The 19,715-nt window shown below is 67.9% G+C and carries 18 protein-coding genes and 1 pseudogene; 12 read left to right on the top strand and 7 right to left on the bottom strand.

The window, feature by feature from the left end; translation table 11 throughout:
- The first annotated feature begins 38 nt into the window (after window positions 1-38).
- Complete coding sequence (locus ACM9NP_RS06985; protein WP_415645774.1) at window positions 39-953, top strand: LppM family (lipo)protein; 915 nt, start codon at window positions 39-41, stop codon at window positions 951-953.
- Window positions 899-1,783 carry an LppM family (lipo)protein gene (locus ACM9NP_RS06980; protein ID WP_415645773.1) on the top strand — a complete coding sequence of 295 codons (885 nt, stop codon included), beginning with the start codon at window positions 899-901 and terminating at the stop codon, window positions 1,781-1,783. Before ACM9NP_RS06985 ends, ACM9NP_RS06980 begins: the two co-directional genes overlap by 55 nt.
- Before the next feature lie 61 nt (window positions 1,784-1,844).
- Here ACM9NP_RS06980 and ACM9NP_RS06975 read toward each other — a convergent pair whose 3' ends face one another.
- Window positions 1,845-2,480: a DUF2752 domain-containing protein gene (locus ACM9NP_RS06975; protein WP_415645772.1), complete on the bottom strand. Its 636-nt coding sequence runs from the start codon at window positions 2,478-2,480 to the stop codon at window positions 1,845-1,847.
- 148 nt (window positions 2,481-2,628) lie between these two features.
- A complete protein-coding gene (locus tag ACM9NP_RS06970; protein ID WP_415645771.1) occupies window positions 2,629-3,858 on the bottom strand; it encodes a winged helix-turn-helix domain-containing protein in 1,230 nt (409 codons plus the stop codon).
- 185 nt (window positions 3,859-4,043) lie between these two features.
- Here ACM9NP_RS06970 and ACM9NP_RS06965 point away from each other — a divergent pair, with 185 nt between their 5' ends.
- From ACM9NP_RS06965 to ACM9NP_RS06945, 5 genes are all read left to right on the top strand, one after another.
- Window positions 4,044-4,598 carry a GNAT family N-acetyltransferase gene (locus ACM9NP_RS06965; protein WP_415645770.1) on the top strand — a complete coding sequence of 185 codons (555 nt, stop codon included), beginning with the start codon at window positions 4,044-4,046 and terminating at the stop codon, window positions 4,596-4,598.
- Between the two features lie 75 nt (window positions 4,599-4,673).
- On the top strand, window positions 4,674-5,381 hold the full coding sequence (locus ACM9NP_RS06960; protein WP_415645769.1) for an LppM family (lipo)protein: 708 nt from the start codon (window positions 4,674-4,676) through the stop codon (window positions 5,379-5,381).
- A gap of 105 nt (window positions 5,382-5,486) precedes the next feature.
- Entirely contained in the window at window positions 5,487-5,933 is a 447-nt protein-coding gene (locus ACM9NP_RS06955) for a type II toxin-antitoxin system PemK/MazF family toxin (protein WP_415645768.1), read from the top strand.
- 231 nt (window positions 5,934-6,164) lie between these two features.
- A complete protein-coding gene (locus ACM9NP_RS06950) occupies window positions 6,165-6,734 on the top strand; it encodes a glucosaminidase domain-containing protein (protein WP_415645767.1) in 570 nt (189 codons plus the stop codon).
- Between the two features lie 214 nt (window positions 6,735-6,948).
- Window positions 6,949-8,085 carry an SGNH/GDSL hydrolase family protein gene (locus tag ACM9NP_RS06945; protein WP_415645766.1) on the top strand — a complete coding sequence of 379 codons (1,137 nt, stop codon included), beginning with the start codon at window positions 6,949-6,951 and terminating at the stop codon, window positions 8,083-8,085.
- Window positions 8,086-8,104: 19 nt separating this feature from the next.
- On the opposite strand, the gene ACM9NP_RS06940 is transcribed toward ACM9NP_RS06945, so the two are convergent.
- From ACM9NP_RS06940 to ACM9NP_RS06925, 4 genes are all read right to left on the bottom strand, one after another.
- On the bottom strand, window positions 8,105-8,764 hold the full coding sequence (locus ACM9NP_RS06940; protein WP_415645765.1) for a hypothetical protein: 660 nt from the start codon (window positions 8,762-8,764) through the stop codon (window positions 8,105-8,107).
- Window positions 8,761-11,322, bottom strand: a complete 2,562-nt coding sequence (locus ACM9NP_RS06935; RefSeq protein WP_415645764.1) for an FtsK/SpoIIIE domain-containing protein — start codon at window positions 11,320-11,322, stop codon at window positions 8,761-8,763. The genes ACM9NP_RS06940 and ACM9NP_RS06935 overlap by 4 nt, the downstream gene beginning before the upstream one ends.
- 736 nt (window positions 11,323-12,058) lie before the next feature.
- Window positions 12,059-12,859, bottom strand: a complete 801-nt coding sequence (locus ACM9NP_RS06930) for a DUF4097 family beta strand repeat-containing protein (protein ID WP_415645763.1) — start codon at window positions 12,857-12,859, stop codon at window positions 12,059-12,061.
- 111 nt (window positions 12,860-12,970) lie between these two features.
- Window positions 12,971-13,477: a hypothetical protein gene (locus tag ACM9NP_RS06925; RefSeq protein WP_415645762.1), complete on the bottom strand. Its 507-nt coding sequence runs from the start codon at window positions 13,475-13,477 to the stop codon at window positions 12,971-12,973.
- 221 nt (window positions 13,478-13,698) lie between these two features.
- Between ACM9NP_RS06925 and thyX the strand changes: the two genes are divergently transcribed.
- The 5 genes from thyX to ACM9NP_RS06900 all read left to right on the top strand — a co-directional run bounded on the left by thyX (window position 13,699) and on the right by ACM9NP_RS06900 (window position 19,346).
- Window positions 13,699-14,451, top strand: a complete 753-nt coding sequence (gene thyX / locus ACM9NP_RS06920) for an FAD-dependent thymidylate synthase (protein ID WP_415645761.1) — start codon at window positions 13,699-13,701, stop codon at window positions 14,449-14,451.
- A gap of 211 nt (window positions 14,452-14,662) precedes the next feature.
- On the top strand, window positions 14,663-15,556 hold the full coding sequence (dapA, locus tag ACM9NP_RS06915; RefSeq protein WP_415645760.1) for a 4-hydroxy-tetrahydrodipicolinate synthase: 894 nt from the start codon (window positions 14,663-14,665) through the stop codon (window positions 15,554-15,556).
- A 4-nt stretch (window positions 15,557-15,560) separates the two neighbouring features.
- Complete coding sequence (locus ACM9NP_RS06910) at window positions 15,561-17,243, top strand: ribonuclease J (protein WP_415645759.1); 1,683 nt, start codon at window positions 15,561-15,563, stop codon at window positions 17,241-17,243.
- 189 nt (window positions 17,244-17,432) lie between these two features.
- A complete protein-coding gene (locus ACM9NP_RS06905; protein WP_415645758.1) occupies window positions 17,433-18,182 on the top strand; it encodes a GNAT family N-acetyltransferase in 750 nt (249 codons plus the stop codon).
- 303 nt (window positions 18,183-18,485) lie between these two features.
- Window positions 18,486-19,346, top strand: coding sequence for a polysaccharide lyase (locus ACM9NP_RS06900; protein ID WP_415645757.1), 861 nt, complete (start codon window positions 18,486-18,488; stop codon window positions 19,344-19,346).
- A gap of 195 nt (window positions 19,347-19,541) precedes the next feature.
- Here the strand turns inward: ACM9NP_RS06900 and ACM9NP_RS06895 are convergent.
- Window positions 19,542-19,715 (bottom strand): annotated as a pseudogene (locus tag ACM9NP_RS06895) (hypothetical protein); the annotation flags it as partial.

The raw sequence follows: 19,715 nt of genomic DNA, 5'->3' as shown, positions 1-19,715 counted from the left end.
GGCATCCATCGGTCGCCAACCCGGATATGGTGTACGCCATGCCCCCCAAACTCACACCACTCGCGCGCGCCGGACGCGCGATCGTGGCGCTCGGCGTGACACTGCTCGTCCTCACCGGTTGCATGAGGGTCGACATGAACGTCACCATCAACGCGGACGACACGATCACCGGCCATTACGTCATCGCGCTCACCGAGGAGGTCATGAACGACCTCGCGGAATTCGGCGACTCGGCCGATCCCTTCGCGAAACTCGAAGAGCCCTTCCCCGGCGACACCGTCGTCGATGAGTACCGCGAAGAGGTCGACGGAGAGGTATACGTCGGCAAGAAACTGAGCTTCGAGAACATCTCCTTCGACGACTTCCTCGGCGCCATGAACGACAGCGACAACGCCGACGGCACCGGTGGCGGGAAGTTCTCGATCGAGCGCTCCGGCGGCGATTTCGTCTTCGCCGTGACCCTCGACTCCGAGAACACGACCGAATACCCGGGCCTCGTCGCCGAGATGGCCGACGACATCCACTTCATGATCACGGTGACGTTCCCCGGTGAGGTCAGCGACACCAACGGCGAACTCTCCAACGGCGACCGCACCGTGACGTGGGACGTGGACATGGGCGGCGACACCGAACTCCGCGCCGTCGGTTCCGCGTCGGAGTCGAGCTCACTGGTCCTGTGGATCATCATCGGCGTCGTGGGGATCCTCGGCATCGCCGCGATCGTCCTCGCCGCCGTGAAGATCTCCGCCAGCCGCAAGCGTGCCGCCGTCGCGGCGGTCGAGGTGCCGGGGTCGCCCACCCCCGACTTCCCGCAGTACGGCGCCGCCCAACCCGCCGGACACGGCGCACCGCAGCCCGGCCACGACGGCGTCCCGCCCGGTCCCGATCAGGCGAACCCGTGGGCACCGCCACCGACCCACCCGTCGGGGCCGAACCCCCCGCCGTCCGCATGAGCCGGGCGACGACGCGTTCCTCGCGGTGGTGGCGTCTCGCCGCCGCCGCGGCGCTCCTGGTGGCGTTGACCGGCTGCACGCGGGCCGAGATGAATCTGACGATCGCCGACGACGGCACCGTTTCCGGCGCCATCGTCATGGCCGTCTCTGAGGGACTGCTCAAACCGGAATCCGGTCAGTCCATATCGGATGCTGCCGACGGTTACTTCGAGACGCTCGACGATGACCCGACCGCCGACGTGCCCGGCACCATCGACATCGTCGAATACCGGGAGGACGGCTACATCGGACGCCAGGCCAACCTGGAGAACGTCCCCGCCGAGGAGCTCGAGGAACGCTTCGCCGCCTACGACCTGTCTATAACCGCCGATGGTGGAACCTTCACCTTCGGCATGGTGATCGACCTGACCGAGCATCCGCAAATGGGCGACGACACCCGCGCCGACATGCAGCTGACGGTCTCGGTCACCATGCCCGGCAAGATAACCGACACCAACGGTGAGGCGTCCGGCGGCACCGTCACGTGGACTCTCGACGCGACGGTCGCCAACGAGCTCACCGCCACCGCGACACCCGCCCCGACTCCGACCGCCGAATCCGGTGACGCGGCGCCCGACGACGCGGCCACCGTCGGCGGCGGAGACACGGGAACCGTCGCGCGGATCGTCGCGGCATCCGCCGTCGTCCTGGTGCTCATCGCGATCGGGACGGTGCTGTTCACCCACCGTCGGCGGCAGCGACGTCAGACTCCCGCGATCCTGACGTCCGTGGACATGCAGGCCACCCAGGAGATTCCCGTCATCCGCCCCGACGGCCCACCGCCGCGCTGACGCTCGACGCACACCAATGAGGCCACCGCGACAACGCGGTGGCCTCATTCGTTCGGGGTGCTCAGACGAACAGTGACGTGAACGGCGCGAACGGAAGATTCCGCGCCACCCAGAAGACCGCCCACACGATGAGGAAGTTCGTCGCGAGCGTTGGGGTGATCCGCAGCCGCGGCAGCCGCCACCGCACGTTCGGGAACACCCGGCGCAGCGACCAACGCGCGTACAGGTACAGCAGGAACGGCGCCGCGAAGACGGCGATCGCGTGGTTGTGCGCGGCCTCGGGCAGTTGGAGGGTCAACAGGTAGTAGAAGGCCCGCGTGCCACCGCAACCGGGACAGTCGAAACCGGTGACCAGCTTGAAAGCGCACGTCGTCGGTCCGACGTTGTCGGTCGGGTCGGTCGCGAGGACGAACGCCGCCGCCCCGGCGAAGCAGGTCGCGAGCGCGGCGGGCGCCAGCCAAGCGGGACTGTGTCGAAGGCGGTCCCACACCTTCCCGACGAGACCGCTGGGCGCCCGGACCGGCCGCCGCAGGGCGACGAGCGGGACCTCCTGCGTCCGGTCGGAGTCGACGACGTGTCCGGGAGCGACGTGCGGTGCCCGGATCGGCGGCACGTTCGCGGCTCGTCCCGCCGGAGTCGGCGGGCCGTTGCGCACCACCGGGATCTCCTGGGTGGGTGCTGCCGAGGAGTCGTACATCGTTACGCGGCATCCTTCGTGTCGAAGAGCGGCAGTTGCGCGAGCGGGGTGGGCGACGCCGTCGCCGTTCCCAACGATCCGAACGGACGACCGTCCTTCCGTCGCGTTCCCAGCCTATCCCTATGGCGCGACCGGCGACGAGCGCTTGTCACGCCGCGAGGGCCCGCGTCAACGCCGGAGCGAGATCACCCGCCTGCGGGGCCTCGATCGTGTCAAGCCCGAGCCAGGACGCGAGGGACCGCAGTTCGGCGGCGAGCTCCCCGACGATGTGGTCGACGCGCTCGCCGTGGGCCGCCTCCAACCAGACGGCGGGGATGACGAGGGCGCGGCGGGCGCGGTCGGCCTTCAGGTCGACCCGGGCGACGAGGTGTTCCCCGAGCAGGAACGGGAGCACGTAATACCCGTGCACGCGTTTCGCTGCGGGAACGTAGATCTCGATGCGGTAGTGGAAGTTCCACAACCGCATCGTGCGGTCCCGGTGCCACACGAGCGGATCGAAGGGACTCAGCAGCGCCCGGGCGTCGACGCGGCGGGGGATCCGCGCCTCGGCGTGCAGGTACGCGGGCTTGTCCCAACCCTCCACTGTGACCTTAGTGAGGGTGCCTTCCTCGACCAGCGCCTCGATTCCGGCTTTCGCTCGGGGCCCGGACAGGCGGAAGTAGTCACGCAGTTCGGCGTCCGTCGCCACGCCGAGCGCTCGTCCGGAGTGCTCCAGCAGCACGCGGTGCGCCTCCTCGGCGGGGAGTGCCGGTGCGTCGAGATGCTTCGCGGGGATGACCCGCTCCGGCAGGTCGTAGAAGCGCTCGAAGTTGACCCGCGTCGCCACCGACACCTGCCCGGCCTGGAACAACCATTCGAGGGCCTGTTTCGTGTCCGACCAGTTCCAGCCCCAGTTGTCCCGTGTTCGGGGCTGCTCCTCCTCCAACTGCCGGGCGCTGACGGGGCCGCGTTCGGCGACCTCGGCGCGCAGCCGGTCAACGAGGCCAGGGTTCTCCTCGGCGATGCGTTTCATTCCCGCCCACGCGTGCTCGTGCGCGGCGTCCATGCGCCAGCGCAACGCCGGGTACAACTCGACCGGCAGGAGCGAGGCCGCGTGCCCCCAGTACTCGAACAACTCTCGGCGTCCACTGTAGGCGGCATTGTTGACGAGCTGATGCGGATAGGGCCCGATCCGCGAGAAGACGGGCATGTAGTGCGCCCGCTCGAGGACGTACACGGAGTCGATCTGGAGCAGTTGGGTGTGCGCCAGGACCCGCCGCAGGTGCCGGGCGTCGCGTTTGCCGGACGGCCGGGGCGTCGCCATTCCCTGTGCCGCCAAGGCGATCCGTCGTGCCTGGTCTGCGGTGAGCTTGTCGGTGGCCTGCGCGGATTGAATCACCAGCGCACTGTATCGCCGACCTGTGACATCGCCGACCCGCGTCGGTCGAGGCGGGAGCCGGTCAGTGCCTCCATAGTGGTGCTCAATCCCTCTCGGGTTGACGTCGACGTACGACGGGGTGGCGGCGGTCGCCGACGCCGCACACCGTCGCGGGGTCGCGTGGGGCGGCCTCTAGGCTCGTCGGCATGGCTTTGGGTTATGTCCGGCCGGCCCGTGCGGCCGACGCCGCCGATATCGGCCGCATTCAACTGACGACATGGCGCGCGGCGTACGACCGCATCGTCCCGGAATCCGTCCTGTCCGAACTGGATGAGGCGTGGTTGGCGGAACAATGGGAACCGGCGTGCGCGCAACCGCCGAGTCCCGCCCATCGCGTGTTCGTGGCGATCGAGCAGGCCGAGAGCGATCCGAGTCGGATTCACACCATCGGTTTCGCGGCGGTCGAACCCGATCCGGACGACGCCACGGCGGGCACGATGACGGAGCTCCTGGTCGAGCCCCGCTTCGGGCGGCGCGGGCACGGCAGCCGCCTCCTCGCGGCGGCCGTCGCGCACTGGCGCGAGCACGGCGTCTCCACGGCCTCGGCCTGGGCCTTCACGCGGGACTCGGCGACGCTGGCGTTCTACAAGTCCGCGGGTTGGGCACCGGACGGCGTGCGCCGCACCCTGGACATGGCGGGCACGGCCGTTCCTCAACTGCGTCTGCACACGAACCTCGACGGGGCCGACACCGAGGAGTGACGCGTTCCCATCCGGCACGGTGGTCGAGTGTGTCGGAGTCTCGTCGCGTCCGTCGGCTGCCATAGCATCGCCACCGTGACTCTTCGGATGAACCGTGTCGAGATTCGCCGGGGCGCGACGGCGGCTGTCCTGCTCACCGCGCTCCTGTTCCTGTCCGGGTGTCTCAAGATCGACATGACCGTGACCGTCAACCCCGACGACACGGTGGACGGATCGGTGACGGCGGCGGTCGATCGGGACGCGATCGACGTCATCGGGCGGCCGGAGGTGGACGAGTTCGTCGACTCCCTCACCGAGGACGTCCCGGGCGCCTACCGGTCCGAGGACTACGGCGATGATCGTTTCGAGGGCCGGACCACCTATTTCGAGGACGTTCCGCTCGACGACTTCGGCACCGGCGCCGAGGACCGTGACGATGAGGCCCACATCGCGATAGTCCACACCGACGACGAATACCGTCTTGACGGCCGGTGGCGCGTCCCCGATGTGGACCCGGACGTCGCGACCGAGTTCGATCCCGAGGTCCTCGACGCGGCGGAGTTCACCGTGTCCGTCACCTTCCCCGGCGAGGTCGTCTCTCACAACGGCGAGCTCAGCGGCACCACCGTCACCTGGAAACTGCGCCCGGGCAGCGACAACGACCTGCGGGCCGTCTCCCGCGACCACGAGGGCGCTCGCCTCGCCCTGATCGTCCTGATCGTCTCCGTCGTGTTGCTGGCGCTGGTGGCGCTCGCCCTGTTCGTCCAGTTGCGCCGCCACTCGATCGGGTCCGCCGGTCGGTGACCGGTGGAGCCTCGGCGACACGCCCGAATCCGGATGCCGACCGGGCTACCGCGGGCGATAAGGCGTGGCGATGGGCGGGAACCGCGCCTCTGACATCATTCCTGAATGATCGAGGCACTGTTGGTCCTGTTGGGGACGATCGTCGTCGTGGGCGCGGTCGGTTGGCTGATCTGGCGTCGACGGGGCGCGAGCGCAACCCGCCCACGGCTCGTCGCCAAACCCGTCGAGTCGCTGCCGGAGGGCGCGCCGAGGCCCGGCGAGATCTGGTGGGCCGAGGTGCCGTTCGAGGAGGGTTCGGGTTCGAAGCACCGGCCGTGCCTCGTCCTGGGGCTCTATCGCGACGGTTTCCACGTCCTCAAGATCACGAGCCAGCAGAAGCGTCGCGTCGGTTACATCCGCATCCCGACGAGGGAATGGGACCCGAAGGCCGACCAGGACAGCTATCTCGACGTGACGGCACGGCTGGTGATCGTCGGCAGCTACTTCGATCGCAAGGCCGGTGACATCGACACGCGTACCTGGAACGTCGTCGAACGCGTGCACCGCCTCTGACCACGGTTCGGCCGCATGGACAGGGGACGAACGACGTCGCGAACCCCCTCGAAGCACCCGGGTCCCGAACCGGTCCTCTCCACTGTCATTGCGCCGCAACGACAGTGGAGAGGACCGGGGCTGCGTCCATAGCAGCCCGACCCACGTGGCGCACTCGCTTGCCGGTTTTCCCCACCCGTCCTCTCTCCGTCGGCGACGATCCGGTCGACACCAACGTGAGGAGGTTGTTCGATGCGTCAGCGCATCATCGCGATTCTCATCGCGATCGTCGCCGCGCTCGCGGTAACGGGGACCGCGACCGCGTCCGCGTCCAAGGCCGAACAGCAACGGTTCATCGAGGACGCGGGTCGCAACGTCGCCCCGAGTCAGGAGAAGTACGGGGTCCCGGCGTCCGTCGCGGTCGCGCAGGCGATCCTGGAATCCGGTTGGGGCAAGAGTGATCTCGCCTCGGGCTCCCGAAACCTGTTCGGCATGAAGTGCAAAGACCGAAAGCCGGGGCCGATCGCGACCGACTGCGTCAAGTTGCCGACGAGCGAGTGCGACAAGTCGGGTTGCTGGAAGACCCACGCCTGGTTCCGGGTGTACGACAAGGTCGAGGACTCGTTCGCCGACCACGGCCTGTACCTGTCGACGAACGAGCGGTACGCCAAAGCCTTCGACCACACCGCCGACGCCGACCGGTTCATTGTGGAAGTTCACCGTGCCGGATACGCCACGGATCCGAAGTACGCCGACAAGATCATCAAGTTGATGAACCAGTACGACCTGTATCGGTTCAACAGCACTGAAAGTCGAGTCTAATCATCCAATGTGTTGGGTGGGGTTCGTCTCGGGCGGGCCCCATCCGGCGCTTCGGGGATCGTCCACCTCGTCACAGTATCGACGCTTGTGACTACTATGTGCATGCGTGAATCAACCTTTCGACCCGACCGTGCCGACGGGTCGATCAACGGGACAGGTGATGACGAGAATGCCCAATCGACGCGTGCACTGGATCTTCCACGGTACGTCCCTAATGGAACACTACGAGGGGTTCGCGCCCGAACTCGTGAACCAGTCGGCCCTGCCTCCGGTCGGTTCGGAGGTCGTCGTGGAGCGGTGGAGGCGACGCGGTTGGGTCCACCAGCTCTGGCTCCGACTCCGCGCGGCCCGTCCCGACGCCGCCGTCCACTTCGACAATCACGCCCTCGGCGGCGCCACGTCCACCGACATCATCGACATCATCGCCGCGAGGGACGTTCCCCGCTCCCCGGCCGACATCGCCTTCCTCGGCGCCGGCACCAACGACGTATGGCGCAAACACCAGGGTCGCCTCGACGAGCACGTCCCGATCGACGTCTACGCCGGCGCGCTGTCACACGCCATCGAACAACTCTCCCTGCGCGCCCGTCACGTCGTCATCGTCGGCGAACCCTCCTTCGGCTGGGACGACGACTGCGACGTCGAGTCGATGAACGCCGAACTCGCCGAGTACGGGGACGCCGCGCGGCGAATCGCGACCATCGAGGGCGCCCGGTATCTCGACCTCACGACGCCCATCCGTTCGGCCGCGTCCCTACTCGGCGACGAGGACTCGCCTTGGAGCGATGGCGCGCACCTGTCCGAAGTAGGCGACGCCATAGTCGCGTCGACCGTCGAGGCGGCCCTGCGGCGATGGCGCTGGTGGCCGACCTCGGCCCCGCGCAGACGCCCGCCCGCCGACACCGCCCGATTGCTCGCCGAGGCCACCACGATCACGACGGCGATGTCCGGCATCCTCGATGAGGACGGCCATCGCATCGACATCACGGTAGACGCGAGCACCTCGACGGCGCAGGTCAAACGCGCCGCCGACGTCGCGGCGCTCGGCTGCGACCGTGACGGTGGACGCTCCGTCCAGACGCGCCAGCACTGGCGACGTTTCCTCGCCGAGACCGCGACGGTCGGCGCCCTTCAGCCTGAGAGCGGCCGCAGCGCCGGTCAGGTTCAAGAGGTCAACCGCCTCGCCGAGGAGCTCGGCGACGTCATCGTCCGAGGCATCGGCCCCGTCCGGGAGGCCTTCGTCCTCGACTGTGGAACGACCGAGCGCGGCACCGACCTCGTGCTGTTCGGACGCTACCGGACCGCCTCCGTCCATCTCGGACTGAAAGACGATCCGGTCTCCACACGGTGAACCCCGGCCCCGCGCCGCGTTAGGCCACGAGCAGGTACGCGATGATCGTCGCCACCGCCAAGACCGCGCCCAACCGTGGGCTCTTGTAGACCGTGAACGGGATCGGCTCGCCCGAAGCGTCCACCGTCGGCAACTTCGGAGTCCCCGCGAAACCCGTCGCGACATAGCCCGCGATCAGGAACACCACCGGTAGCAGGAACCCGACCCACAACCACGCGTTGGCGGGGAACCAGCCGTCCTCCATGCCCGACGCCAGGACCAACTGCACGCCGAAGCAGCACACCATCGCGATTCCGTAGACGAGCGTGTTGCGCAACAGCGGGCGCGAACCCGGAGCCACCGGCGGCAGTCGGGCCGCGTCCAGCAGATCTCGATGGTGATCGGCCGCCAGCCGACTCCAGCGGTCCGCCTCCGCCAACTCGGCGTCGATGTCGGTGTCGGCCGGTGGCGGATCCTCCTCGGCGCTCGCACGCAGGTCGGGCACGCCCGTCTTCAGGTCCTTGGCCGTGTCGGACAACTGGTCCTGGAACTGCCTCAACTGTGCCTGGATCGCCTCCACCTGCTCCTTTTTCGAGCCGTACCGGGCCGTCCATTCGGCACTGTCGGACTCGTTCTTGCCCAGCACCGAACCGAACGCGTGCATGATCGCGTCGTACTTCGGGTCGTCCGCGCTCGTCATCGGCTCGCCTTCTCCTGTCGGTCTGGTCGCGCGAAGGGGACGCACAGCGTCGTCGCGGTGGTGTGCCTGTCGATGGCGAGCACCCGGTTGTCCCGGGGGGCATAGTCGTGCGCGGGATCGCCGATGAACGGACCGAACTCGGATCCGGGGACGTTCATCATGACGAGGCACGCGACGTCCTCGCGGTTGCTCGACCCACCCAGATCATCGAGGAGTCCCCGGAGGCTCCGCCACCAGCCGATGAGATGAATTCCGCGTGGGGGGCCCTGTTTCAGCACCTGCCGGAACCGTCGCTGGTCGATCGGCGACAGCTGACCGGCGAGTGCCTCGCAACCCGCGATGACGAGGTAGACGGGCCGCTCGGAATCGGTGCGCTCGGTGAGTTCGGCGAGCAGCTGCGGCAGATCCGTCAGGTTGAGGACCTTGTGGTCATGGTGTGTCGCCGCGAGTTCCGCCGCGATGTCCCCGAAGGCCGGTCCGGCGGTCGCCGTCAAGTTCGCCAAGAGGAACGTCGCGTCGCCTGGGTGATGCTGCGCGGCCAGGCTGACGACGGCCGCGTGTTGGATGTCCGCCGCGGCGTCGGCGGAACCGACGAACGCGACATGACGACCGGGAACCGGACCCAGCTCGAAGCAGGTCGTGGACAGATCGAGGTCGATCGATCGTCCGATGAGGACCTTCGGTCGCGCCGTCCCCGGTGTCAACGCCCGGTAGGTCGGATCGTCGCGGACATGTTGAGTCGCGTAACCGGCGAAGACCGTCGGTTGCGGTGCCGTCGGATCACGGCGCTCCCACAGTCGATGCCGCAGCGCCGTCAGGACCTCGCCATCGGCCGTGACGTCCGGGAAGTGCACCAGTCGATCGAAGCCCGGCGTCCCGCCCTCGGGATTGATGACGGCCTGGCCGAGCGTGATCGCGTCGGCGGAGGTATTGGTCGTCTGGAGTACATGCCGGGCGCCAGGAAGCGCCACCCGCAAAGGGAACTGGCCGAAGATCGAGTCCTGCTTCGTGTACAGCGCCTCCACCCCCGACACCGTCTGACTCGCGAGTACCAAGTGGACACCGTACGAACGGCCCTTGCGTGCCAGCTCCTCCAAGTGCGCCACCGCCTTCCTGGCGAGCCGATCGTTGCCCGCGAACAGGACGTGGAACTCGTCGATGACGGCGACCAGGCGAGGTAGGTGCGAGTGCGGTTCCCGTCGGCGAAGATCGGAGAGCTTCGTGACGCCGGCGCGCTTCATCGCCGTGGCGCGCCGTGACAGCTCGGCGCGCAGTGCCGCGAGCATCGCCGTCCCGTACTCCCGGTCGGATTCGACGCCGACGGCGCGCACCTGCGGTATCCAGGACGGATCGATCGGCGACGGCGTGAACTCGGTGAAGGAGACACCCTCCTTGAAGTCCAACAGGTACAGCGCCAGCTCGTCCGGTCCGTACCGAGCCGCCAGCCCGTACAGGACGTCCAGGAGGAACACCGTCTTGCCGCCTCCCGTGCGCCCACCGATCAACCAGTGCGGGGTCGCGTCGTCGAAGCTCAGCACGACGTCGCCACGTGCGTCGCGACCGACCACGGTCGACAGGCCGGCGACGCTCGACGCGCCCCCGTGATCGCTCGGCAGCAACGCCGTCATGTCCAGCCGAGTGGCGTCCCGACGGCGTTCGCACAGTCGGCTGTAGACATTGCCGGTGACGCCGGGCGGCGGCTCGCCGTCGAACGTGACCGGCACGGGAATCCCTTGTACGCGATGCGTTCGAGCGCCGTCACCGATCGAGACATGGCACCCGTGCTCGATGGACGGCGGACGATCGTGGCCGTGTTGACCACGCCAGCCCGCCACGATCAGGTGGGTCCGCCCATGCGGACCCGCGTGTGCGAGTGCCGCGATCCGCGCCAGCAACGCCTTCGACGGTTGTGGCGGCAACCCCGCGATGACGATGAGCTGATACGGCAGATCCCCGAGGCCCCGTCCATCGCTCTTCGCCTGGTGGGCGTCCTGCACACGTCGTTCCGCCGCCGCCAGGACCCGCTCTAGGGCGCCGAGATCGGTGGCGATCGGCTCGATCACCGACGCGCTCACCAGCGGCGCCGCCGCCGCGAAGGTCTGCCCCAGTGTCACACAGTCCACAAGCGAGATATCGAGACGATCGACGGCGGCGGCCAAACGCACCAACAGGCTGTTCAGCAGACCAGCGACCTGTGGGTTGGCCGCGTCGGCATCGATGACGAGGTGCCGGAGACCAAGGAGCGGGACGACGGCGGGAAAGTCCGTGTCGTCCGTGGCGTGCGCGGAACCGAGTCGCACGTGGACGATCTCGGGCGCCGTGAGTCGGCGCGAGCCGCGGTCGATCATGGACGATTCGGCGCCGAGCGCTCCCGGCGTGATCGTCGCGGCGGCGATGGTGGCGTCGGCGGCGAGTCGCCGCGCCTGGTCGGTGATCGAGTCGGGGCGGGGAATGGCCTGCCGCAGTCGTTCCAGGTGCGCCGTCGCCCGGTCGGCGTGGAACACGGCGCGACGGTGCGCCGAGATCGCCAGTCGTAGTTGTCGCTGCCAGCCGGTCACGTCGCGGCGCCTTTCGACGGGGTCGGGTGTGGTCGTCGTGTGACCATCGTAAGGGCCCGTTCCGAAGCCGCGACCCCCGAAGCGCTCCGGGGATCGCGGCGGTGACCCGTGGAGCCGCCCGCGTTTCGCGCGTCGCGCTCACCGGATCGAAGAGTTCGCGGCCGATCGGAGCGGGGGTTCGGGGTGCCGCGCCGTTCCGGCCTGGTGGGCGGTGTTCTCAAGCGGTAGCCGCAGTGGAGTTCTGAACGATTCGTCTGGTCTTCGGCTCGCGGCTACTCGGCCGAGTCATCGGCTTCCGTCACTCCCACTCGGCTTGGTGGGGTGGTGTGCGGGCGCGTGCCTTTCGTCGGCGGCCCTGGCGGAGCCCACCAAGCCGAGTGAGACGACCCGTACGTTCTGGCCCCACGCCGACGGCTTGCGTTCTGCGGCTTGGTGGGGCTCCCCTCCTGTACCGAGTGGATCTTCCGTCCCGTAAACCGCCCCACCAAGCCGAAGGCCTGGGGCCGTCCGATCCTGAGTGGAGCTTTCCCGTCTCACGCGTCGTCTTGGCCGGGTCTCCCGTCGGATGACGCCTCGCCGGCTGATTCGGCGACCCCCGTGGAGTGGACGACCGCGGAGCCAAGGCCGTCGCCCCGTTTCGCCTGCCCGGCGACGTCTCGGTTCGGTCAGGCTCCGTTCGGCTCGTCAGGATTCCCGGGTCAGGCTCCGCCTGCCCGCCTGGGTTCTCGCTCCCGGGTCAGGCTCCGCCTGCCCGGAAGATGTCAATGTTTCCGGAGACGGTGTTGACGCGCAGTTCCATGTTCGCGGTCGTCTCGGTCGGCATGTCGCCGACGGCGAGATCGCTGGCGGTGGTCCCGGAGACCGAGTTCAGGTCCAACCAGACCCCGGTTCCGGCGGCGACGCCGACCGACGCCGACCCGGAGACCGTCTTGATCCGGTGCGAACCGGTGCGGGCGCGGTTGACGGTCACATCGCCGGAGACGCTGCCGATCTGCGCCGAACCGCCGACGGAACCGACGCGCACGTCGCCGGACACCGACTTCAGGCTCACGTCGTTGGCGACGTTGTCGATCTGCAGGTCACCGGAGGCGGTGTTACCGCGTGCGTCTCCGGTGCAGTTCATCACGTGGATGTCGCCCGACGCGGTGTTCACGGAGGCCTCGCGGGCCTGCTCGATGGACACGCCACCCGACGCCGTCGTGACGGACACCGTGTCGAGTTCGCCGCGCAGCTGGACCTGAGCCGACGCGACCTTGGTGTTGACGGAGGAACCGCGCGGAACCCGGACGGTGACCCGGATCGACCCGGAGTTCTTGCCGAAGAACCATCCGGCCATCCCCTCGGGGCCCTGGATGCTGAGGCGGTCGTCGCGGAAGTCCACCTTCGTGGCCTCCGCGGTCTCGACGGAGCGCTTGTCATTGCGGTACGGGGATACGTCGACCAGGGCGGTGTCGCGTTCCTCCGCGATCACCTCGCACTCGCCCGAAGCGATCGTGATGCTGACGGAAATCGGTGTGCTGCAAGGGAATTCGGACATGGTGAAGGCACCTTTCGAGCAGGCTCGGATTTGACTTGGTCAGGAGGCCGACGGAGGAGTGGGGTCATCCGCCGGTTCAGGAGGACCGCTTAACCGGTCCTTTATGGTCTATCAGGCTTGCGCGTAACCGGTGACGCGCTTGCCGAAGCGCGCGCGCCCGGCCTGACTCGACGGCCCCGACGGCGGCGGGGCGCCGTGCACCGACGCGTTGATGGCGCGGACGAGCCACGCGTTGACCGAGATCGACTCGGCGGCGGCGCTGCGTTCGACGGCTTCCTTCAACGGCTCCGGCAGCCGTAGCGTGATACGCGCGATGTCCCCGGAGTCGTTGACCGGCGCCGGTGGCGGCTCCGGTGGTGCCTGCGGCGTCTCGCTGACGACGAGATCGGCCTGTCGAGCGCGCATGCGCACCTCGACCGTGGCGGGGTTGCCCGCGCGATTCAGCTCGCCCGTGATCTCGGCGGCGGCATCGGACAGGGCTTCCAGGAGGGCCAGCCGCAGAGACGACTCGAGCGAGGTCGACAGCAGCTCGGCCGTTCGCACCGCGTCATCACCGGCCGGAGCGGCGGCTGCGGCGAGGTCGCGCCGCAACGATTCGAGATAAGGGCTCAGATCCATGACGCCAGTATGGCACTATTTGTGGCGTCGCGCAAGTCCCGCAGGAATGTCATGCAGACGTCGACGCGCGGCAGGCGTCGCCAACGCAACCGTGCGGACAGCCTGACCGATCGTCGTCCAGGTGACGCGCGGCGGTGCCGATATCCCGGACGACCAGCGACATCGTTCGATGCCGTAGGCTCAGCGCCGACGAAACGCCAAGGGGTAAGGAGCACACACGCATGGCTGAGACCGTGTCGCCACAGGCCACCATCATCGGCTGGACTCACTTCGAGCCGCCGCAGGATGTTCCCTGGGAGACCGACACCGACGGCGGCCAAGCTCTGGCGGAGTTCGCCGGGCGCGCGTGTTACCAATCCTGGAGCAAGCCCAATCCGAAGACGGCCACCAACGCCGGCTACCTCGAGCACATTCTCCAGGTGGGGCACCTGTCCGTCCTCGAACACGGCACCGTGTCCTTCTACCTGACCGGTCTGTCCCGGTCTCTGACTCACGAGTTGATCCGGCACCGCCACTTCTCGTACAGCCAGCACTCGCAGCGATACGTCCCCGAGCGCGACGCCAAGATGGTCGAGCCCGACGTCATCGCCTCCGACCCCGAACTGCACCGCATCTTCATGGAAGCCGCGAGCGCGTCCCAGGACGCCTACACCGCGCTCCTCGAAGGGCTCGAGAAGAAGTTCGCCGACGTCCCCAACGCGACGCTGCGCCGCAAACAGGCCCGTCAAGCCGCCCGGGCCGTCCTTCCGAACGCGACCGAGACCCGGATCGTCGTCACCGGCAACTACCGGGCGTGGCGCCACTTCATCGCGATGCGCGCCAGCGAACCCGCCGACGTCGAGATCCGCAACCTCGCCGTCACCTGCCTGCGTCAGCTGCAGGCGAAGGTGCCGAACGTCTTCAACGACTTCGCCATCCACTCCCTCGAGGATGGCAGCGAGGTCGCGTCCAGCCCGTACGTTCACGAGGGCTGACCGACCCGCCTCACCATCGTGCAAGCCGATCGGCCGTCACGTCGACGTGACGGCCCCGCGCCCGGCCGTCCGCCGCGCGCCGGCGATCGCGAACCCCACGACAACCCTCCCGAGCACGTCCACTCCGCCCGACGGCTGCCACGATCCATGATCGCGGTCGGCTGTCGGGCGAACAGTGCCGTGCCCGGCCCAGAACGGTAGGTTGAATTTCATGACGCGTGACGTTTCACGTCCGTTCGGACGTCTCCTGACTGCCATGATCACGCCTTTCGACGCGGCTGGCGAACTCGACATCGCCGCGGCCGGGGCGCTCGCCCGCTACCTCGTCGATGAACAGGCCTGTGACGGTCTGGTCATCAACGGCACGACCGGCGAGTCACCCACGACGAGCGACGACGAGAAGCGACGTATGGTCGCCGCCGTCCTCGACGCCGTGGGCGACCGCGCGGCCGTCGTCGCCGGTGTCGGCACCTCCGACACCGCCCACAGTGTCAAGCTCGCCGCGGCGGCAGCCGCCGAGGGCGCGCACGGACTGCTCGTGGTCAGTCCGTACTACAGCAAACCGCCGCAACCGTTCCTGGTGCGGCACTTCACCACGATCGCCGACAGCACCGAGCTGCCGGTGATGTTGTACGACATTCCTGGCCGCACTGGTGTCCCGATCGAGACGGCGACGCTCATCGAGCTGGCGACGCACCCGCGCATCGTCGCAGTCAAGGACGCCAAGGGCGACCTGTACGCGACCCAGCAGGTGATGGCCGCGACCGATCTCATCATCTACAACGGAGTCGACGAGCTCAACCTCGCCGCGTACGCGCTCGGCGCGGTCGGCGCGGTCAGCGTCACCTCGCACCTCGCGGGCGCGACGATAGCCGCGATGTTCGACGCGATCGACGCCGGTGACCTCGTCACGGCCCGTCGTCTCAACGATGAGCTGCTGCCCGTCACACGCGGCATCATGTGCCGGACCCAGGGATTGGTGGCCGTAAAGGCCGCACTGTCGGCGCGCGGGCTCGCCACCGGGTCACCCCGGCCGCCCCTGTTCGACGCCGACGACGAATTGCGTGCCGCCATCGAGGCGGATCTTAAGGAAGCGGGTAGATAACCGAATGAAACAGAGCAATTTGGGCGCGCCACCGCCGTTGGCGCGCGGAGCGCTGCGTGTCACTCCATTGGGTGGCCTCGGCGCGATCGGCCGGAACATGACGGCTTTCGAGATGGACGGCCGGATCCTCATCGTCGACTGTGGTGTGTTGTTCCCCGACATGGACCAACCCGGCGTCGACTTGATCCTGCCGGACTTCACGTCCCTACTAGACAGACTGGACGACATCGAGGCGATCGTCCTCACCCACGGCCACGAGGACCACATCGGAGCCGTTCCATACCTGTTGGCGCACAAGCCCGAGATTCCGCTCGTCGGATCCCAGTTCACGCTTGCGCTCATCGAGGCGAAACTGCGCGAACGCAGGATGAAGCCGGTCACGATCTCCGTGACCGAGGGCGAGTCCGTCGCGCTCGGCCCGTTCACGTGCGAGTTCTTCGCCGTCAACCACTCCATCCCGGACGCGATGGCCGTTGCGATCCGCACCATCGCGGGCGTCGTCCTGCACACCGGTGACTTCAAGATGGACCAACTGCCGCTCGACGGACGCGTCACCGACCTGACCGGTTTCGCGCGCCTCGGCCACGAGGGCGTCGACCTGCTGCTGTCGGACTCGACGAACGCCGAGATTCCCGGCTTCGTCACGTCCGAGCGGGAGATCCGTCCGGTCCTCGACAACATCTTCCGCACGGCTGAGGGCCGCATCATCGTCGCGTCCTTCGCGTCGCATGTGCACCGCGTCCAGCAGGTCTTCGACTCCGCTCGGGAACACGGCCGCAAGGTCGCCTTCATCGGTCGTTCGATGGTGCGCAACATGGGCATCGCCCGGGACCTTGGACTCCTGCAGATCCCTGCCGGGGCGCTCGTGTCGATGGACGAGGCGAGCCGTCTCCCCGACGAGGAGATCGTGTACATGTCGACGGGTTCGCAGGGCGAGCCGATGAGCGCGCTCGGCCGCATGGCTTCCGGTGACCACCGGCACGTCACCGTCGAAGCGGGCGACACCGTCGTGTTGGCCTCCTCGCTGGTACCTGGAAACGAGACCGCCGTCTACGGCGTCATCAACCGTCTGTCGCGGTCGGGGGCGACCGTCATCCATAAGGACGTCGCGAAGGTGCACGTCTCCGGGCACGCCCCGGCAGGCGAACTGTTGTACCTGCTCAACATCGTCAAGCCGTCGAACTTCCTGCCGGTGCACGGCGAGTGGCGGCACCTGCGCGCGCACGCGCGTCTGGCCGTGGCCTCCGGTGTGCCGAAGGACCAGGTGATCCTGGTCGAGAACGGTGACGTCGTCGACCTCGTCGACGGTGTCGCGCGGACCGTCGGCCACATCGACAACAACTACATCTACGTGGACGGCCTCGCCGTCGGCGACGTCGGCGAGCCGGTGCTCACCGAGCGCCGCATCCTCGGCGACGGCGGTTTCATCTCCGCGACCGTTGTCGTCGACTCGGTGACGGGCAAGGTCGTGGGCGGTCCGACCGTCTCCGCGAAGGGCTTCAGCGAGGACCCGTCGGCCTTCGACGGGGTGCTGCCGCTGATCACCGAGGCGTTGGACAAGGCCGCGGCCGACGGCGTCACCGACCCGCACCAGTTGCAGCAGACCGTGCGACGCACCGTCGGCCGCTGGGTCAGCGACACCTACCGTCGTCGGCCGATGATCGTTCCGCACGTCGTGGAGGTATGACCCTGCTCACCGATCGTGACCGTCTATAGGGGGCGAACTCGTTCGGTGGGTTGATCGATTTTCGCGCGAAGGTGCCGCCACCACGGCACCTTCGCGTCGTCCATTTCAGATCAATGCTCGGCGGCGCGCCCGACCAGGCTTTCGATAATGGCAGGCGGCGACGGACGACGCTGACTAGGTTCTTCGATCATGGACCTGACGATCACGACCCTCGCCGACCGACCCGAACTCGCCGACGCGCTATGGACGATGCCCGACGACTGGCCGGCCTTCCTGCTGGAGGACCCGGTGAGCTGGTCCCACTTCCCCCAGGTTGTCGCGAACCTGCCCCAGTACGTTCTCGTCGCGACCGACGACGCGGACGGCTCGCTCGTGGCCCGCGCCCTGAGCGTCCCGTTCGGGCTGATGAACCCGGGGCGCGGTTCGCTTCCGGGGACGGGCTGGGATCAGGTGCTCATGTGGGGCATCTCGGATCACCGGCACGGTCGTCCGACGGACATGGTGTCGGCTCTGGAGATCGCGATCCGGATCGACGCGCGGGGCAAGGGCCTCTCGTCGCGAATGCTCGCCGCCATGCGGGACAACGCCCGGGCGCATGGGTTCACCGAACTCGTGGCGCCGATCCGTCCGACGTCGAAACATCTGCACCCCGACATGCCGATGGCGGAGTACGCGCAACTAACTCGTGACGACGGCCTGCCGGTCGACCCGTGGATCCGCACCCACGTGCGGGCGGGAGCGGTCATCGATTCGGTCGCGCCGGCGTCGATGACGGTCTCTGGTTCGCTCGACCAGTGGCGGCAGTGGACGGAGCTCCCGTTCGACGAGGATGGTCCGGTCATCGTGCCGGGCGGCCTCTCGCCGGTGCGCTGCGATCTCGCCAACGACTACGCCGTCTATGTCGAGGCGAACCTGTGGGTCCGCCACCGGCTCGACTGACGGCCCCAATCGGCGACGCCTCGCCGGGCGACCCAAGCGGTCGATCCGGCGAGGCGTTTCCGTTCCGTCGTCTCCCGAACCCATACGTTCTCCGCGCCCGTCGACCCAACACATCCATCCCAGTTCACCCGACCGCGGCGGTCCCGAGGGGACCGAGCCGCGCGAGTCGCATGATTCGCGCGCCACGACTCATGCGAACCCCGTGCCCGCCGTGGGCAGCATGACGGTGCACGGCGATCCGACACGTCGGCCGAGACTCTCGACGCCGTGTCGGCATCGCCGTAACAGAGAAGGGGTATCGATGTGAACCGACGACGACCGCGCAACTTGATCACCGGCACGATCGTGGGCGTGGCGCTGCTGTTCATCGGCGGCCAGACGATCCACGCGCTCGCCGAGTCCCCCGACGGCACCGTCATGCGCGCGGACTATGAGGACGGCGCGAAGAACTCGGGCTACGCCGATATTGGGCTCAACGAGTGCTGCACTCCCCGTTCATTGCAGGTCGTGGACCTCGCTCGGACCGGTGACCACGCGATCCGGAGCCAGTTGACGTACGGCGACGCGCCCGTCAACGGAGGCGTTCGCGCGGAGAGTCACACCGTCGCGATGGATCCCAGTTACTTCGATTCCGGAGACACCGCCTACTACGGCTTCAGCGTCTACATCGTCAGCCACTGGCAGACCGACTCACGCGAGGACATCGTCTTCCAATGGCACAACTGGCCGGACGCGTGCGAGGCGTCCAAGGTGCCGAGCGCGTTCCTGACGATTCAGCCGACTGGACAGTGGCGGCTGCGAGTCAACTCCGACGGTGACGCCTGCTCGACCCCCGAATCGATCGACAAGACCAGTTTCGATCTCGGCGCCGTCAAGCCGGGACAGTGGAACGACTTCGTGTTCAAGTTCGATTGGGATCACGGGGTCGACGGCGGTATCGAGACCTGGCACCAGACGAGCAAGAGTCCCGGATGGAAATCGGTGCTCAGCGCCACCGGGCCGAACACCTTCAATGACGACCCGACCACCCACGGGTATCTGAAGTGGGGAATCTACAAGCCCGCGTGGAACACCGCTCCAACCGATGTGGACACTCGAGTGCTGATCCACGACAACGTCGCGATCGGCGACAGTTTCGCGTCCGTCGATCCCTCGGTCGGTTAGGGAACTCGTATCGCCCGCGCCGTGCGGGAGAGTGGTCCGACCACTCCTCCCCGTGGGCGTCAGCCGCGCGGCCGGAACGCACCGCCACGGACGCCGGTGCGTCAATTGATGTCGAGGTCGTTTACGCGGCAGCGAATCCCCATTCGGGCACAATCAATCTACTATGGATCAATCGTCGCCGTTCCCGGTCAAGCGTCAGGATCGGGGCGGCGCGGTCGTCGGGTGCGGGATCGCGTTCGGCGGCGTCACCCGCAAGTCGGTGACGACGCCGTCGCCCGGCAGGTCGATCATCGTGGTGATCAACTGCGCCACCGTTTCCGGCCGCATCGCCCGGCCGGGGTCGTAGTCGTCCGCCGCGCCGAGCTCGGC

It is taken from the genome of Stackebrandtia soli (assembly GCF_965137155.1).
In the GTDB taxonomy this organism is placed as follows: Bacteria; Actinomycetota; Actinomycetes; order Mycobacteriales; family Micromonosporaceae; genus Stackebrandtia; species Stackebrandtia soli.
The sequence above is the reverse complement of the archived record's forward strand: the minus strand, read 5'-3'. Positions and strand labels throughout refer to the sequence as shown.